Source organism: Micromonospora sp. NPDC003241, assembly GCF_053589795.1.
On record NZ_JBSFSO010000012.1, the window covers coordinates 36,085 to 53,374 of the forward strand.

At 71.4% G+C, this 17,290-nt stretch carries 13 protein-coding genes; 7 read left to right on the plus strand and 6 right to left on the minus strand.

Annotated elements, in window-relative coordinates; all coding sequences use genetic code 11:
• Position 1: 1 nt before the first annotated feature.
• The 4 genes from ACWDVW_RS12740 to ACWDVW_RS12755 are packed head-to-tail and all read right to left on the minus strand — an operon-like array spanning position 2 to position 5,157.
• Complete coding sequence (locus ACWDVW_RS12740; RefSeq protein ID WP_449947521.1) at positions 2–1,366, minus strand: formimidoylglutamate deiminase; 1,365 nt, start codon at positions 1,364–1,366, stop codon at positions 2–4.
• Positions 1,366–2,610 (minus strand): allantoate amidohydrolase, encoded by a 1,245-nt coding sequence (locus tag ACWDVW_RS12745; RefSeq protein ID WP_449947524.1) that lies wholly within the window; start codon positions 2,608–2,610, stop codon positions 1,366–1,368. Before ACWDVW_RS12745 ends, ACWDVW_RS12740 begins: the two co-directional genes overlap by 1 nt.
• Positions 2,611–2,621: 11 nt before the next feature.
• Positions 2,622–4,295: a urocanate hydratase gene (hutU, locus tag ACWDVW_RS12750; RefSeq protein ID WP_449947528.1), complete on the minus strand. Its 1,674-nt coding sequence runs from the start codon at positions 4,293–4,295 to the stop codon at positions 2,622–2,624.
• A 13-nt stretch (positions 4,296–4,308) separates the two neighbouring features.
• A complete protein-coding gene (locus ACWDVW_RS12755) occupies positions 4,309–5,157 on the minus strand; it encodes a MurR/RpiR family transcriptional regulator (protein ID WP_350693387.1) in 849 nt (282 codons plus the stop codon).
• 164 nt (positions 5,158–5,321) lie between these two features.
• On the opposite strand from ACWDVW_RS12755, the gene ACWDVW_RS12760 reads away from it, so the two are divergent.
• Positions 5,322–7,265, plus strand: coding sequence for a trypsin-like peptidase domain-containing protein (locus ACWDVW_RS12760; RefSeq protein ID WP_449947531.1), 1,944 nt, complete (start codon positions 5,322–5,324; stop codon positions 7,263–7,265).
• A gap of 25 nt (positions 7,266–7,290) precedes the next feature.
• On the opposite strand, the gene ACWDVW_RS12765 is transcribed toward ACWDVW_RS12760, so the two are convergent.
• Positions 7,291–8,133, minus strand: coding sequence for a glycosyltransferase (locus ACWDVW_RS12765; protein ID WP_449947534.1), 843 nt, complete (start codon positions 8,131–8,133; stop codon positions 7,291–7,293).
• A 323-nt stretch (positions 8,134–8,456) separates the two neighbouring features.
• On the opposite strand from ACWDVW_RS12765, the gene ACWDVW_RS12770 reads away from it, so the two are divergent.
• The 6 genes from ACWDVW_RS12770 to ACWDVW_RS12795 all read left to right on the plus strand — a co-directional run bounded on the left by ACWDVW_RS12770 (position 8,457) and on the right by ACWDVW_RS12795 (position 16,154).
• Positions 8,457–9,887, plus strand: a complete 1,431-nt coding sequence (locus ACWDVW_RS12770) for a hypothetical protein (RefSeq protein ID WP_449947537.1) — start codon at positions 8,457–8,459, stop codon at positions 9,885–9,887.
• 95 nt (positions 9,888–9,982) lie between these two features.
• Positions 9,983–10,780 carry a glycosyltransferase gene (locus tag ACWDVW_RS12775; protein ID WP_449947540.1) on the plus strand — a complete coding sequence of 266 codons (798 nt, stop codon included), beginning with the start codon at positions 9,983–9,985 and terminating at the stop codon, positions 10,778–10,780.
• On the plus strand, positions 10,770–12,149 hold the full coding sequence (locus ACWDVW_RS12780) for a lipopolysaccharide biosynthesis protein (protein WP_449947542.1): 1,380 nt from the start codon (positions 10,770–10,772) through the stop codon (positions 12,147–12,149). The genes ACWDVW_RS12775 and ACWDVW_RS12780 overlap by 11 nt, the downstream gene beginning before the upstream one ends.
• On the plus strand, positions 12,139–13,305 hold the full coding sequence (locus tag ACWDVW_RS12785) for a polysaccharide pyruvyl transferase family protein (RefSeq protein WP_449947545.1): 1,167 nt from the start codon (positions 12,139–12,141) through the stop codon (positions 13,303–13,305). The genes ACWDVW_RS12780 and ACWDVW_RS12785 overlap by 11 nt, the downstream gene beginning before the upstream one ends.
• Positions 13,302–14,516 carry an endo-1,4-beta-xylanase gene (locus ACWDVW_RS12790; RefSeq protein ID WP_449947548.1) on the plus strand — a complete coding sequence of 405 codons (1,215 nt, stop codon included), beginning with the start codon at positions 13,302–13,304 and terminating at the stop codon, positions 14,514–14,516. Before ACWDVW_RS12785 ends, ACWDVW_RS12790 begins: the two co-directional genes overlap by 4 nt.
• Positions 14,517–14,696: 180 nt before the next feature.
• Positions 14,697–16,154 (plus strand): sugar transferase, encoded by a 1,458-nt coding sequence (locus ACWDVW_RS12795; RefSeq protein ID WP_449947776.1) that lies wholly within the window; start codon positions 14,697–14,699, stop codon positions 16,152–16,154.
• A gap of 52 nt (positions 16,155–16,206) precedes the next feature.
• Here ACWDVW_RS12795 and ACWDVW_RS12800 read toward each other — a convergent pair whose 3' ends face one another.
• Positions 16,207–17,274, minus strand: coding sequence for an LCP family protein (locus ACWDVW_RS12800; protein WP_449947551.1), 1,068 nt, complete (start codon positions 17,272–17,274; stop codon positions 16,207–16,209).
• Between the last annotated feature and the right edge of the window lie 16 nt (positions 17,275–17,290).

The following is a 17,290-nucleotide window of genomic DNA, read 5'->3' on the forward strand; positions in this document are numbered from 1 at the left end:
CTCACCGGGCACCGGTCACCTCCGCGATGGCCGTGGCCAGCTCGCGGGGGACGTCGACGCGGACGTGCCGCCCGTCGCGGACCAGCACCCGGCCGTCGACCACCACCTGGGTCACGTCGGCGGCGCTCGCCGCGAACCAGACGCCCGCCGGGACCACCCCGGCCGTGCGTACGCTGTCCAGCCGCACCGTGACCAGGTCGGCCCTCTCACCCACCGCGAGCCGACCGGCGTCGGTCCAGCCCAGCGCCGCGTGCCCGGCCTCGGTGGCGGCGGTGAGCAGCTCGGCCGGGGCGAAGTGGCCGCGCCGACGGGTCCGCAGCCGCTCGTCCAGTTCCATCGCGCGCGCCTCCTCGAACGGGTCGATCACGGCGTGACTGTCGCTGCCCAGGCTCAGCGGGATCCCCGCGTCGGCCATCCGGCGGGCCGGTCCGAGACCGTCGGCGAGGTCGCGTTCGGTGGTCGGGCAGAGACACACCCCGGTCCGGCTCTCCCCGAGCAGGGCCACGTCGGCGCTGGTCGGATGAGTGGCGTGCACCGCCGTGGTGGCCGGTCCCAGCACACCGTGCTCGGCCAGCAACCCGGTCGGGGTCAGCCCGTGCACGGCCCGGCAGGCGTCGTTCTCGGCGGGCTGCTCCGACAGGTGCACGTGCAGTGGCGCGTCCCGCTGTCGTGCCCAGTCGGCCACCGTGGCGAGTTGGTCGGCCGGGACGGCCCGGACCGAGTGCACGGCCGCGCCGACGCGGGCGCGGTCCCGGTCGGTGGTGAGCGCGGCGGCCCGTTCCGCCCACCGCCGCGCGTCACCGTCGCCGAAGCGCTGCTGCGGCCCGACCAGCGGCGCACCGTCCACACCGGCGGTCAGGTAGCAGGTGTCCAGCAGCGTCAGCCGGATGCCGGCCTGCGCCGCCGCCTCGACCAGCGCCGCGCCCATCGCGTTCGGGTCGGCGTACGGGGTGCCGCCCGGACCGTGGTGCAGGTAGTGGAACTCGCCGACACAGGTGATCCCGGCCAGCGCCATCTCGGCGTACACCGCGCGGGCCAGCGTGAGGTACGTGTCCGGGTCCAGGCGACCGGTCACCGCGTACATCTGGTCGCGCCAGCTCCAGAAGTCGCCGCGCCCGCCGTGGGTCCGGCCGCGCAGCGCCCGGTGGAACGCGTGCGAGTGGGCGTTCGCCAACCCGGGCAGCGTCAACCCGGGCAGCCGCACCGCGTCGGCGAGCACGTCCACGCCCGCGTCCGGGTCGCCGCCGGGCGTCAACGGCGTCACGCCGGTGATCCGGCCGTTGACCGTCTCGATCAGCACGTCCGGGGTCGGCTCGGCGTGTGCGGGCAGCCACGCGTACTCGGCGAGCCAGCGGGTGGCGGTCATCAGGCACGCTCCGCGTCGGGCCGGACCGCCTGCGTCAGTTCCGCCAGCACCGTGGCCAGGGCGGTCACGCCGGCCGCGCAGTCCGCGTCGGTCGCCGACTCGGCGGGGGAGTGCGACACCCCGGTCGGGTTGCGGACGAAGAGCATCGCCGTCGGTACGTGTCCCGCGAGCACCCCTGCGTCGTGTCCGGCCCCGGTCGGCAGCACCGGCGCGGCCAGCAGCCCGGCCAGCCGGTCGGCGAGCCCGCCGTCGAAGGCCACCAGTGGCGTCGCCGACTCCTCGGTCAGGGTCACCTCGGTGCCGTCGCGTCGGGCCCGTTCGGTGGCCTTGGCGCGTACCGCCTCGACCAGCCCGGCCAGCGTCTCCGGCTGGGCGGCCCGGGCGTCCAGCCACCCGGTCACCCGGGACGGGATCGCGTTGGTGGCGTTGGGCTCCACGGCCACCCGACCCACGGTGGCGTGCGCGTCGCGCAGCCGGGCCTCCTTGTTCGCCGCGAGCACCGTGAACGCGTACGTCAACATGGGGTCGCGGCGGTCGGCCATCCGGGTCGTACCGGCGTGGTTGCCCTCGCCCGTGACGTCGAAGCGCCAACGGCCGTGCGGCCAGATGGCGCTGGCCACCGCGACCGGCGCGTCCCGGTCGACGAGCGCGCGGCCCTGCTCGACGTGCAGCTCCACGAAGGCCGCGAACCGGCCCAGCAACGCCGGATCGGCGCCCGCCGGGCGGTGTCCCAGCGCCTCGGCGAAGCTCACCCCGGACGCGTCCCGCAACGCGCCCGCCCGCTCGGCGCTGATCTGCCCGGTGAGCAGCCGCGAGCCCAGGCAGGGTACGCCGAAGCGGGCACCCTCCTCCTCGACGAAGGCGGCGACGACCAGGGGCCGGGCCGGGGTGACCCCGGCCGCCCGCAGCTCGTCCACGGCCAGCCAGGCGCTGACGATGCCCAGCGGCCCGTCGTACGCCCCGCCGTGCGGCACCGAGTCGAAGTGGCTGCCGGTCAGCACCGCGCCACCGGCGTCCGGGTCGCCCCACCAGGCGAAGAGGTTGCCGTTGCCGTCCTGGGCCACCGGCATGCCCCGGGCGTCGGCCTGCTCCCGGAACCACGCCCGCAGCCGCAGTTCCGGCGCGGTGAGCGCGTACCGCAGATAACCGCCGCTGTCCGCGTCCCGCCCGACCGGCGCGATCTCGTCCCACAGTTCCCGGAACCTGAAAGGAAGGGACCCTTCCTCTACCGTATGCGTTAGCAAGGGACCCTTCCTCACTCGGAACCGGACATCGGCACGCGGACGCCGGTACGTTCGGCGACCTCGCGGGCCGCGTCGTAGCCGGCGTCGACATGCCGGATCACACCCATCGCCGGATCGTTGGTGAGCACCCGCTCGATCTTCTGCCCGGCCAGCGCGGTGCCGTCGGCCACGCATACCTGACCGGCGTGAATGGACCGTCCGATGCCCACCCCGCCGCCGTGGTGGATGGAGACCCAGGACGCCCCGCTGGCGGTGTTGACCAGCGCGTTCAACAGCGGCCAGTCGGCGATCGCGTCGGAGCCGTCGGCCATCGCCTCGGTCTCCCGGTACGGGCTGGCCACGCTGCCGCAGTCCAGGTGGTCCCGCCCGATCACCACCGGGGCGCTCAGCTCACCGGCGGCGACCATCTCGTTGAACCGTACGCCCGCCTTGTCCCGTTCGCCGTAGCCGAGCCAGCAGATCCGTGCCGGCAGGCCCTGGAAGGCGACCCGCTCACCGGCCATCCGGATCCACCGGGCCAGCGGCTCGTTCTCCGGGAACAGCTCCAGGATCGCCCGGTCGGTGGCCGCGATGTCGGCCGGGTCGCCGGAGAGCGCCGCCCACCGGAACGGCCCCTTGCCCTCACAGAACAACGGCCGGATGTACGCGGGCACGAACCCGGGGAAGTCGAAGGCGCGCTGGTACCCGCCGAGCTGCGCCTCGCCCCGGATCGAGTTGCCGTAGTCGAAGACCTCCGCACCGGCGTCCAGGAAGCCCACCATCGCCTCGACGTGCTTCGCCATCGACGCCCGGGCCCGGTCGGTGAACTCGGCCGGCTTGGCCGCCGCGTAGTCCCGGGCGTCGTCCGGCTCCACCCCCTCCGGCAGGTACGACAGCGGATCGTGGGCGCTGGTCTGGTCGGTGACCACGTCGACCGGTACGCCCCGGCGCAGCAGCTCGGGGAAGACCGTGGCGGCGTTGCCGACCACGCCGACGCTGAGCGCACGACGGTCCCGCTTCGCCGCCAGCACCCGCTCGACCGCGTCGTCCAGGTCGTCGCCGATCTCGTCCAGGTACCGGTCGTGCACCCGCCGTTCCAGCCGGGTGCGGTCCACGTCCACGATCAGGCAAGCGCCGCCGTTCATGGTGACCGCCAGGGGCTGGGCCCCGCCCATCCCGCCGCATCCGCCGGTCAGCGTCAGGGTGCCCGCGAGGGTGCCGCCGAACCGTTTCTCGGCCACCGCCGCGAAGGTCTCGTACGTGCCCTGGAGGATGCCCTGGGTGCCGATGTAGATCCACGAACCGGCGGTCATCTGCCCGTACATGGTCAGGCCGAGCTGCTCCAGCCGACGGAACTCCGGCCAGGTCGCCCAGTCACCGACGAGGTTGGAGTTGGCCAGCAGCACCCGGGGCGCCCACTCGTGGGTCCGCAGCACCCCGACCGGCCGACCCGACTGCACCAGCATCGTCTCGTCGTCGCGCAGGTCGGTCAGCGTACGCACCAGGGCGTGGTATGACGGCCAGTCCCGGGCGGCCTTCCCGGTGCCGCCGTAGACGACCAGGTCGTCGGGGCGCTCGGCCACCTCCGGGTCGAGGTTGTTCATCAGCATCCGCAGCGCGGCCTCCTGCGGCCAGCCACGGGCGGTGCGCTCGGTGCCGCGCGCGGCCCGGATGTGTCCGGGCGTGGTCGACGTGGATCGCGTCATAGCGGAACTCCTCCTAACCGAGGAACAACTGACGACGGGTGGCCGAGGCTTCGAACGCCTCCAGCCGCCGCTGGGTCTCGGCCGGCGCGGCGTCGCAGATCGCCTGGAGCAGCACCATGGCCAGGGTCATCGGAGCGGTGTGCAGGTCGAACACGAGCTGCGCGCCGACCGCTGCGGCCAGCACCACGTCGGCGTGCTCGGTCGCCGGGCTGACCGGCGAGTCGGTGATCGCGACCACGGTCAGCCCGGCGGCCCGGGCCTCGCCCAGCGCGTCCAGGGTCTCCCGGGGATAACGAGGCAGCACGAACGCCAGCAGCGCGCCGGCACCGGCCTCGGCGGCCTGTTCCAGCCGGTCGGCGAGCAGGCTGCCCCCGTCGTCGAGGACCCGCACGTCCGGGTGCACCTTGGCGGCGAAGTACGCGAAGTACGCGGCCAGCGGCGCGGCGGCGCGCAGGCCGAGCACGGGCAGCGGTCGACTGGCGGCGAGCAGCCGCCCGGTCTCGGCGACGCGCTCCCGGTCCGCGAGTTGCTCGGCCAGCCGGTCGAGGTTGCCGATCTCGGCGCGTACCGCCTGCTGGAGCTCGTTGCCGGCGGTGGTCGGACCGGGCGCGGCGGCGGTCAGCTCGCGCAGCCGACGACGCAGCGCCGGATAACCGTCGTGCCCGAGCGCCACCGCGAACCGGGTCACCGACGGCTGGCTGACCCCGGCCAATTCGGCGACCTCGGCGGCGGAGAGGTAGCCGACGGAGGGCGCGTGCTGCACCAGGCAGTGCGCGATGCGCCGCTGCGTCGGGGTCAGCCGCACCCCGTCGAAGAGGCCGACCATCCGCTCGGTCGACGCGACGGTGGCTCCGTCATTCATTCGCTGACTCTATGCATGAAAACTTTCACGAAGCAACCCGTCCGTTCCCGCAACCGGTCGTGACCTGCGGGTTCGAGTCGGGCGAGGATGGCTCACGACCGGCGGGCAGGGCGAGGTGCGGCGGGTCGATAGGATCCGCACGGCGGTCGACTAGAGGAGTTGTCATGCAGCCGGACGGCCCCTACCGGTACACCCATCTGCTCGGCGGGTCACCGGTCGGCAAAGCATGGGCGGCCGTGGACGGGCAGGGACGCTTCGTGACGGTGGCGGTGCTGGACACCGCGGTGGCAGCCAGCCCGGGTTGGCGCGAGGCGTTCGCCGGGATCGCTAACAACCTCGCGCAGACCCCCGGCGGTGCGCCCTTCACCTACGCGGACTTCTCGGCCGCCGCGCCCTGGGTCGCCTACTCGGCCGAGGCGGGCCCGGCTGCGGAGAAGCTGTTCCGGGCACTCGGCGTCGACTATCAACCCGTGCCCACCCCAGCCGCACCCGTCTCCGGTCCTCCCCAGCCGGTCTCCGGCGGGCCTCAGCAGGTCTCCGGCCCGCCTCAGCCCGTCTCGGGTGCTCCGCAATCGGTCTCCGGCCCGCCGCAACCGACCTCTGGTGCTCCGCACCCTGTTTCGGGTGCTCCCCAACCGACCTCCGGTGCGCCGCAGCCGCCGACCAGCCCGATCCCAAGCCAGCCGGGGTACGCGGACCCGGTCTCGGGCGCGCCGACGTCGCCCGGCTTCGGATCGTCCTTCGAGGAGCCGGCGCGCGACCCGTTCACCGCCCCGGCCCGTCGCATCCAGCCCTCCGCGCCACCGAAGCGGCGAACCGGGCTCTGGGTGTCGCTGGCCGCGCTCGTGGTGGTGGCGGCGCTCGGCTCCGGTGTGACCGTCTGGGCGCTCACCGGCGACGATCCGGAAGGTCCGCAGGCCCCGCCCACTCTCGGGGCGCCCTCCGGATCCGTCGCCACCGCTGCTCCGGTGAACCCGGGGATGCGGCCGTGGGCGCAGGTCGCGCCGTACAGCGCCGAGGAACGCGCGCTGGCGATCGCCGCGCCCTCTCTCGTCTTCGTCGAGACCGTCGTCACGGGCGTGCTGCGGGAGACGAAGTCCAACACCCCGCTCAGCGCCACGCCGGTGACGTTCAAGCGCCGATGCAGTGGATTCGTGGTGAATCCCGACGGGCACGTGGTGACCAACGGACAGTGCGTGCAACCGACGGCCGATGCGGCACGGGAACGCGCGCTCTACACATTGGGTCGCATCCTCGTCGAGCAGAAGCAACTGGCCGGCGGCGAACTCGACCAGTACGTCCGCAGCCGGATGGCGACCACCGTCTTCACCGGCGACGAGCCGGGCAGCGAGCCCACCACCCAGCTCTACGGGCAGCTCAACGTGGCACGCGGCGACCTGACCGCGAGCCCGGCGGTGCCCGGACAGGTGGTACGCGTACTCCCGGCGGACGACGGCAACCTTGCCCTCGTCAAGCTCGCGGAGGGTGGCCTGCCCGCCGTGCAACTGAGCGAGGCGGCGGCACCCGAGCAGGGATCCACTCTGCTGGTGCTGGGCTACCGCACCACCGACACGGACTTCCGAGCCGCGACGTACACGGCCGAGGCTCGGGCCGTCCAGGTGTCCGGCACCGCCAGGCAGGGCGGCGTCACGGCTGCCCGGATCAACGACGACCTCGGTATCTACTCGCACGGCGGCATCGGGGTGGACACCAACGGGCACGTCGTGGGTGTGTTGGACAACGATCGGGCGGCCAACGGTGGTGCGAACCGCGCGTTGTTGCCGGTGTCCGTGGTGACCGACCTGCTCAGCGCGGCAGGGACCTCGAACGAACTCGGTGCGGCCGACCGAACGTACCGGAGCGGGCTCGACGCCTTCTTCGGTGGTCGCAACAGCGAGGCGATCGCCCGGTTCGACGAGGTCGCGCAGTCGTCGCCGAGCAACCTGGTGGCACAGGCGTACCGGCAGAACGCCATCGACCGGAGCCGGCTGGAAGGCGGCTCGTCGGAGTCGTCGAACTGGCCGACCATCCTGCTGGCGGGGCTGGCCGGAGCGGTGCTGGTCGGGCTGGCGGTCGGGGCGGTCGCGCTGCTGCGCCGACGACGCTGACCGGCGCAGTGATCGCCGGGCGCGGTCAGCGCGTGGAGGTGTCGCGTCCCCATCCGTCGGCGGGGTGGCGACGGGCCCGTACCGCAGCGGTCAGTGTGATCGTGACGTAGGCGACGGCGGCCGGGGCGAGCCATGGCCGGGTCAGCACCACGTCCCGCAGCCACGAGGACGGCACCGATGCCCGGACACCGTCATGGCTCGCGCGCAGCAGGTTGTTGCCGGCGCGTACCCGGGCCAGCGTCCGGACCAGGTCCCGAGTACGCCGAGGTGCCTGCACGAAGCTGGTCGCCGTCGTCACCTCGCGCTTCTCCGCCGACGTGAAGTGCGAGTCAAGATAGAGGTCGTCGGCGATCTGTGCCGGGAATCGGTCGAAGCGTCGACGGCCCGCCTCCGACAGTGCGATCGCGCCACGACCGAACAGGGCGTCGGAGAAGATCGGCAGCCGGGTGTTGATCGCGTAGTAGGCGCGTACCGCGACCGGCCGGCTGGTGGTGACCATCGCGCGCCGAGGCATCACCGCGAGCGGGGGTCGTTCGCCGGTGGTGAGCACGGCGGCCATCTCGCGGAGCGCGCCCGGGGTCAGCACGACGTCCGCGTCGAGATATACCCGGGGGAAGCAGCGGGCCAGACTGTCGCCCACGTTCAGGGCGTTGGCCTTGCCGGCCTCGGCGACCTCGACCACCCGGATACCGGGGCGCTCGCCCGCCACGCGGGCGGTGTCGTCGGTGCAGCCGTTGGCGACCACCACGATGTCGAGGTCGCCAGCGGTGTCGTCGGCGAGCAGCGCGTCCAGGCATCCGCCGATGACACGGGCCTCGTTGTGGGCGGCGATGACCACGCTGATGGTCGGCGCTTCACAGGCTGTCACACCAGTTCCGTCCTTGCTGGCTGGCCGGGCAGGGGGCCGGTGGCGAGCCCTGCCCTGGTCGGGCGGGTCGGTGTCGGCGATCGACGATCGGCCACCCGGCGCTACAGCTTGCCGCAGGCGGAAGACCGGACGCAAGGCCGTGATCGCCGTTCCGGGCCACCCCGTCCAGGTGATGGCGTTCGGGACACCGCCCGGGACGTCTGCGCTGATATCGTCCTCGTGTTTTCCGGGGCCGGGGGCGGCGACTGACCAGAGTGGGACGTCGACGGGGCAGTTTTCCGTCTCACTGCCGCGGGCGGGAACTGATGGGAGACGCACCCGCGATGGAAACAGTGACCACCTCGGCCCGAAGGTCGTGGTTCGGGCAGCCCGGGCAGGAATCGGCGACGCGCGGCCCGCAGCGGATCGCACGTCATCTGGTGACCGCCGCTCTGGTGCTGCTCGCGGTGAAGCCGCTGCTCGACATCGGTGAGGGCGGCGGTGACGGGCTGGACGTCGGTGTCCTGCTGACCGCTCTCGGCGCCGGGTTGATGATCGGCGCACTCTGCCTCTTCCTGCTCGGCGCCCGACGGCTGCCGCCGCGTCCGTTACTGCTGATGGCGGCGGGTCTGGTCGTGCTGCTGATCCTCTCGGCGATCAGCTACCTGGCGGTGCCGGCCCGATCGGATCTCCTGGAGTTGTTCGACGTCCGGCGTCATGCCATCTACGGGCCGGGCCAGGACCCGGCCTCGGCCATCCCGGCCGAGGCGATGCGGATGGTGGTCGGCTTCGCCCCACTCGCCCTCATCGCCCTGATGGTGTTGCGGAAGGACTGGTTTTCGGTACGCCGCCTCGGCCTCGTCGCGGGCGTCGTGGTGCTCGGTGCGATCGTCCACTCCGTACTCGCCTGGCTCCAGGTCGCCGGTGTGATGCCGTACTCCTTCTTCTTCGAGCTGGCGGACTACCAGAAGATCGGCCGGGCCTCCGGTGGCTACTTCCATCCGATGTCGCTCGGCCGGCTGCTGATGTTCGCGGTCTTCCTCGTCTACGTCCTCGGCCGGCGGATGCGGGTGCCGACCGCCGTGCAGTACGCCTTGATCGGGCTGTTCGTCGCGACCGGGGTCGTCTCGCTGCACCGTTTCACAATCCTCTGCCTGGGGCTGATCGTCGCCGCGTTCGAGGTCCAGCGGCTCCGTAGGCTGTTGGCCGCGCGCAGGCGCGGACACCGGGTCGACCGGCGTGCGGTGGCGGGAGTCGGTGGTGCGGCGATCGCCGCTGCGGCGGTGGTCGCGGTGTTGTGGGGGGAGACCGTCTGGCACCGGGCCGAGGTCGTGCTCACCGAGGTCGGCTCGCTCGACGTACGGTCCGACACCTTCATGCACGGCCGGGGCGCGATCTGGAACGACACGGTGGGGATCCTCGGACGCGCCGGGTGGGACGTCTGGCTCGCCGGATTCGGCTACGAGCCCTGGGACATGCACAACGACGTCCTGCGACTCCTCGTGGTCTGGGGCGTCGTCGGCGTGGTGGTGACCGCCGCACTGCTGGTGGGGCTCTACCGTTTCGTCGGGGCGCGCGTCCAGCGGTCGCACCGACTGGCGTTGGCGGTGCTGTTCGGTGCTCTCGTCGTCTTCGGGCTCACCCAGAAGCCCCTGGCCTATCCGTACTTCCTCTGGTTGTTCCTCTTCGGGCAGATGGTCCTGCTCGCCGCCGCCGACGAGCCGACGGAGCCAGCCGATCGGCACGACGAGACATCCGGGGTGGGTCTGCGGTGACCTCGTCGTCCCCGGCGCCGATACGCCGCACGGATGCCAGCCACTCCCGCCAGACGGCCGTGCCACGGCAAGGGAGGCAGGAGACGCTCGATCGGGTGGACGAATCGACGGTGTGTCCCACCTTCACCGTCTGCATCGTGGTGCGCGACCGGGCGGACCTTCTGGTCAAGGCGATACGCAGTGTCCTGGCGAACACCTACCGGGAGTTCGAGCTGATCGTCGTCGACGACGGTTCGCAGGTGCCGGTCACCGAGGTGCTGGCCGAGGCAGACCTGACCACGGACGAGCGGGTACGCGTGGTGACCCAGCCGCCTTCAGGTATCGCCGAGGCCCGCAACCACGGCCTGCGCATCGCCACCGGCCGGTATCTCACCGTGCTCGACTCCGACGACGAGTTGACCGAGGATGCGCTCGACCGGTTGTACCACCTGCTCTCCGGCACCGACAGCAGGTGGGTGTACGCCGACTACACCGAGTTCGACCGCGGCTCGTCCCGACTGATCCGGCTACCCGAGTACGCCTCGCCCCGGCGGATGCTGCTCGGTGTGCTCACCCGTCCACGACTGCCGTTCAAGCACTCCGGCACCACCATCGACCGGCGACTTCTGGAGCAGATCGGTGGCTACGACGAGAGCTTCCGCCTCTTCGAGGACATCGAGCTGGTGCTGCGTGCCCTCAAGTCCGGGGTGCATCCCCGTCACCTGAGTCACCCCATCGTGCGATTCCACCGACACGACGGCAACGTGACCCGGGGCCGGTTGAGCGGCCTGGTCTTCTGGTTCCGGCTGATCGACATGTACCGGCCGGTGCGGTGGCCCGGCGTGGCGCTGTCGATCAAGACGCTGCGGACCATGAGCGAGACGGGCAAGTGGCTTGTCACCCGTGGCCGCTGAGCAGCGTACCGACGGTCCGGAGCGCCCGGCGGGCGGAGGTAACCGGCTGACCCGGATGCTCCTCCAGCTCGGCATGCTGGGACTGAGCCAGGTCGGTGTCACCCTGGCCGCGTTCGGCACCCAGGTACTACTGGCCCGGAGTCTGCCGCAGGCCGACTTCGGCACGTTCAGCGCGGCGTTGGCGACGATGTCCCTGGCCGCACCGCTGGTGGTGTTCGGCGTCTCGGAACTGTGGTTGCAACGGTTCGGCCGTGAGGGCCTACGCGCCCGGCGTTGGCTGCGTCCGTCGCTGCGTCTGGTAGGCGCCGGCACGGCCGTAGCCGTTGCCGTCACCGGGGTGTGGAGCGTCGCCGAGTGGCCCGACACCACGGCGGCTTCGGTGCGCGCCCTGCTGGTGAGCGTGCTGGTCGCGCAGGCCGGCCTGATGCTGGTCGCCTCGGTCCAACAGTTGGGCGGTGACTATCGGGGGCTCTCGCTGCTCCAGGTCGCGCCGCATCTCGGACGGCTCGCCGTGGTGCTCGTCGTCGGCGCGGCGGGACTGTCCGTGGTCGCGGTGGCCCTCGGCTACGCGGTCGTGGCGGTACTCACCGTCGCGGCCTGTGTCGTCGTGATGCGTCCCTTCCTGAGCGGCGCCATGCCGCTCGAAGGTCACGCGGCCACCGACGACGACCGGACTGTCGCGGAGGTGCCGACGAAACGGGTGGCCACTGCCGCCACCCCCTTCGTCCTCGGCAACGTCTTCTATCTGATGGGCATCTACCTCGGAACGATCGTCGCCGCCGAGGCGCTGGGACCGGAGGCGGCTGCCGTGCTGAGCGTGCCGATGGCGGTGCTGACGGCCGCCTATCTGGTGCCGAGGGTCGTCTACCAGCAGTACTTTCTGGCGAAACTGCACCGCTGGTCGCACGGGGACCGCGACGCGATGCTGTTGGCGTACCGTTTCGGCGTGCCCGGCATGGTCGCGCTCGGCCTGCTGGTGGCCGGGGTGGTCGGTCTCGGTGGGCAGGCGCTGCCACGCCTGCTCGGGCCCGGGTACGGCGAGGCGGCGGTGGTACTCGCGCTGCTCGCCGTGGCCATTCCCTTCCGATTTGGCGGGGCTGCCGCCGCAGCCCTGCTCACCAGCGGCGGCCTGCTCCGACGCAAGGTCATTCTTCAGGGCATGGGGGCGCTCGTGCTGGTGGCCGGTCTCGCCGTCGCCACCCCCCTGTGGGGGGTACGCGGTACCGCCCTCGCCACGGTCGTGGCCGAAGTCGTCCTGGCCGTGCTGTTCTGGGTGGCGGTCCGCCGCACAGTGGTTGCCGGGGCGACGTTGCCGTCGTGGCACGATCTGAGGCAGCGGCTGACGAGGGGAGGCCCGCGTGAGTCCTGAGCCGAACGCCGTCGCCGGAAGCCCGTTGGTGGTGGGCTACTACGGCATGGAGAACGTCGGTGACAACGCCTTCTGTGTGGTGACGGAGTGGGCCACCCGGACCTACTGGGGCAGTAGAAGCCCGGTCTTCGCCGCGCCGCCCATGGTCGACCTACCGGCCACGAGCACCGGCATGAACCCCCGCTGGTACCGGTCGCGCAGTGTGCCGGACCGGGTGGGCTGGGTAGTGAACAAGGCGGTGTTGCTGCGTCGTTCGTCGATGGTCGTCTTCGGTGGTGGATCGGTCTTCCGGGACATGGGTCCGTTCAGCGAGAAGCGACTCTTCTCGCTGTTCTCTCGACTCTCGGGGCATCCGATGGCAGCGGTCGGAGTGTCCGTCGGGCCGTTCCTCTCCCCGGCAGCCGAACGGCGGCTGATCGAGGTTCTCCGGCAGGTCGACTTCATCGGTGTGCGGGACCACGCCTCCGCGCAGATCCTTGAACGCGCCGGCTATCCGGGTGTGCTGGTGACCGCGGGCGATCTCGCCGGCCTTCTGCCCGAGGCACTCGGCGAGCCGATGCCGTCCCGCTCGCCCGGTTGGTCGGGTGCCCGCGCCCGGCTCGGTGTCACGCTGCTCGGCGTCGACTACGAGGCCGCTGCCACGGAGGTACGCCGCAGGGAGGACGCCCTCGTCGGCGGCGTGGTCGACCTGGTACGCAAGGAGCCGGTGGACGTCACCGTCTTCGCCTTCAACACCCATCCGGAGCACGGTGACGAGCGAGTCAGCGAACGGCTGCGAGCCGCCCTCGACGGGCTGTGCGACGTCCGTGTGGTGACTGCCCGCGACGGGGTACGGGCCTGCTGGGACGAGATGAAGCGCTGCGACCTCGGCCTGCACATGCGGCTGCACGGTGCGGTCTTCGCGTACCTCGCCGGAGTCCCGTTCACGCTGGTGCCGTACCAACAGAAGTGTGACGACTTCCTGGACGAGATCGGTCAACCGGCGTCGTTCCGGCTTGACCGGGTGCCACAGGACCCGACCGAGGTGACCCGGATGCTGGCCAGGCTGCTGCACGACGACGCGGTGCCGCGACTGTCCCAGGAGGAGTTCGCGGAGCGGGCCCGGCAGAACTTCACACGAGCACCCTGGGCACTCCCCGGACCGGATCGTCCATGACCGACCTGCTCTCGGGCAGACGACACGTCGTCACGGCGGACCGGACGGCAGTGCCGTCCGGCGTCCGTGGTGGCGCGCTCCGTCGAAGGCGTTTCGGCCTGGTGGTCGCCGCCGTCCTGATGGTCCTGCTCGTGGTGACCGGCTTGGCGGTCGTCACCGGCACCGGCGACGGTGTCGAGGACGAGCCGAGGGCCGGGGCACCCCCGCCGTCTGCCCCGGCCGCGCCCGATCGCCCGACACTTCGTGAACTGATGCCGTCCGGAGTACGAATCGGTTCGGCGGTCGACGGTCGGCCGCTGAGCCTCGATCCGGCCTACCGGGCCCTGCTCGGCGCCGAGTTCAACGCGGTCACCACCGAGAACGCGATGAAGTGGCGCAGCTTGGAGCCGTCCGAGGGGGTGTACGTCTGGGCCGGCGCCGACCAACTCGTCGAGTTCGCCGAGCAGCACGATCAGGAGGTGTACGGCCACACCCTGGTCTGGCACAGCGACGTGCCGACGTGGGTGTCGCCGCAGTGGCCGGCCGAACGCGTCCGGTCCGCCCTCAAGGACCACGTGACCGAGGTCGTGTCGCGGTATCGGGGGCGGGTCTGGGCGTGGGACGTGGTCAACGAGGTACTGGACGAGGACGGTTCCCTGCGCGACACGCTGTGGCTGCGCAAGCTCGGGCCCGGTTACATCGCGGACGCCTTCCGGTGGGCGCACGCGGCGGATCCGGGTGCCCGCCTGTTCATCAACGACTACGGTGTCGAGGGCCGATCCCGGAAGGCCGACGCGTTGCTGAAGTTGGTCGGGGAGCTACGACGGGACGGCGTACCGGTGGACGGCGTGGGGTTCCAGAGCCACCTGCCGTGGGACGCGCCGCCGCCAGATCTCACCGCGAACCTGCGACGTTTCGCTGACCTGGGCCTGTCGGTGGCGATCACCGAACTCGACGTGCGGATCGAACTGCCGGTAACCCCGGCCAAGTTGAAGCGGCAGGCCGAGACCTATCGGGACGTGTTGCGGTCCTGTCTGGCCCTCTCCGCCTGCGTCTCCTTCACCGTGTGGGGCTTCACCGACGCGCGGAGCTGGATTCCCGGCTACCACCGGGGCTACGGGGCGGCCTGCCTGTTCGACGAGGACCTGCGACCCAAACCGGCGTACTCGGCGTTGGCCGACGAGCTCGGTCGGCTGACCGGGCCGACAGCGGCCCCTGCCGAGACACCGTGAACCTTCGTCCACCGTGCACCGTACGGTGGGGCACTCGTGGCATTCGTTATCGTCACGGCTGACGAGGCTGGTGAAAGGAAAGTCGTGTCCGCGCACACCCAGTTCCTCAAGACGGTGGGACCGTTACCGACCCCGCGCTTCGACCCCGACCTCGGCGTGATCACACCTCCGTCCAACGGCATGCCCCGGTCGGTCTTCGGCCGTCCGGTCGCGCCCCGGGCGAAGTGGCGGCGGCGCTACATGGCCTGGCTGATCGCGCTCGACTTCCTCGCCGCCTGGGCGGCCAGCCAGACGGTCGTCACAGTGTTCGAGGAGGCGGACGCCGGCTTCTGGGACGAACGGCTGCTCGGCGTCAGCACGTTCGCGCTGGTGGCCCACGTGATCGTGCCGCTGATGTGGTTGACCATCCTCGCCGGTGCCGGCGCGTACGACCGGCGGGCGCTCGGCCGGGGCACCGAGGAACTCAAGCGGGTGGTCCGGGCCAACGTGGCGATGGCCGCCGCCGTCTCCTTCCTGGCCCTGGGCTTCAAGAAGGACCTGTCCCGGGCCACCGTCGCCGCGATCATCATCGGTCTGTTGGTGTACACCGTCTTCGTCCGCTTCGTGGCCCGGGTGGTGCTCCGCCGGATCCGCCGCAGCAGTCAGCGGGCCTCGCAGAAGGTGCTGCTGGTGGGGCGGCTCTCCGACGCCCTGGCGGTGCACGAGGTGGTGACCCGCAACGCCGGTGCCGGCCTGCGTCCGGTCGCCATCCACCTGCCTCAGTTCCCCCGCGCCGGTGAGCGGGTGGAGGCGCCGGTGCCGGTCTATGTGGGCTGGGACCTGGTGCCGCTGGTCCAGCAGTTGGGGGCGGACACCATCGCGGTCTGCGGCCCGGCCAGCCTGGAGTCGTACGAGCTGCGCAAGCTGGCGTGGCAGTTGGAGGGCACCGGCCTCGACCTGGTCGTGGTGCCGCAGGTCACCGACATCACCGGGCCCCGGATCCACGTCCGCCCGATCGAGGGTCTGCCGCTGCTGAACGTCGAGGAACCGACGATCTCCGGCCTGTCCCTGCTGGCCAAGAGCGTGATGGACCGGCTCTCGGCGCTCGCCGGGCTGATCGTGCTGAGCCCGGTGCTGATCGGGATCGCGGTGGCGATCAGGCTGACCGACCCCGGTCCGGTGATGTTCCGGCAGAGCCGGATCGGTCATCAGGGCAAGGCGTTCAAGGTGTGGAAGTTCCGGACCATGTACACCGACGCCGAACAGCGGTTGGAGGCCCTGCGGGACCGCAACGAGAGCGACGGCCTGCTCTTCAAAATCAAGAACGATCCGCGGGTCACGCCGATCGGTCGGCACCTGCGTGCCCTGTCGCTCGACGAGCTGCCACAGTTGATCAACGTGTTGGTGGGGCAGATGTCCCTGGTGGGTCCGCGCCCGTTGCCGACCGAGGACGACGACTACCGGGGCGACGTCCGGCGTCGGCTCCTGGTCCGTCCGGGCATCACCGGCCTCTGGCAGATCTCCGGCCGGTCCGACCTGACCTGGGAGGACGCCGTACGGCTGGACCTGCACTACGTCGACAACTGGTCGCTGGTCTACGACCTCGGCATCCTCTGGCGTACGGTCCGGGTGGTGCTGGCCCGGCGCGGGGCCTACTGAGCGCGGACACCGGTGGTGCGGCGCCCCGACCGGAGCGCCGCACCATCCCCGGTCACTTCTTGTCGGCCCCGTCGATGATGTCCCGGACGGCGTCCCGGCGGACCGCCGCATAGAACGTGTCGACCCGCTTGTCGTCGGCGAAGACCACGCTCTCCGAGCCCACCCGTCCGGTGCCCCGGGTCGGGCTGGTCACGAACGTGAGGCTCCGGCCGCGCAGGTTGCGGTTCTCGGTGGCCATGTCGACCAGGGACAGGTCCTTGTCCATCGAGAGCGAACCGGAGGTGGCCTGGAGGAAGGAGTTCAGCCGCGCCGGGTTGGTGAGTAACCCGCCGGAGGTGGCCTTGTCCAGGATCGCCTTGATCACCTGCTGCTGGTGCCGGATCCGGGCGAAGTCGCCGTCGGCGAACTGCTTGCGCTGACGGGAGTAGTCGAGGGCCGCCTCGCCGTCTATCTTCTGTGGACCGGCCTGGAACGTGCGGAACGGCGGATGGATCGAGGTGAACTGCTTCTCCGAGTCCACCTCGATGCCGCCGAGCGCGTCGATGATCTCTTTGAAGCCGGCGAAGTCGACCATCACCACGTGGTCGATGCGGACCTTGGTGAACTGCTCCACGGTCTGCACCATCAGCGGCACACCGCCCCAGGCGTACGCGGCGTTGATCTTCGCGTCGCGGCCACCGCGCCCGTCCTTGCTTCGCGGCACGGCGACCCAGGTGTCGCGGGGGATGGAGATGAGTTGGGCGCTGGACCGGTCCTTCGGCAGGTGCGCCAGGATGATGGTGTCCGTCCGCGAACCGCCGGTGCTCTCCGGATCGCGCGAGTCGCTGCCCAGCACGAGGATGTTGAGCGCGTCCCCGGCGACCACCTCGGGCCGGGTCTCCGCGGGTACGCCGTCGAAGGCGTCGACCCGCTCGATGTCCGACTCGACCGACTTCAGATAGAAGCCTGCGGCCACCACACCGCCGACACCGACCAACGCCAGCACCAGCACGCTGATCAGCGTGATCCGCAGCCATCGGCGGCGCGGCCTGCCTGCGGCCGTCGGCTCGGCTCCGTCGGTGCCCCCCGCCGGCAGGTTCTCTCCCGGGGAGGTGGTCCCGGCCTGCTCTCCACTCGACATGGCGGAGATGCTACTG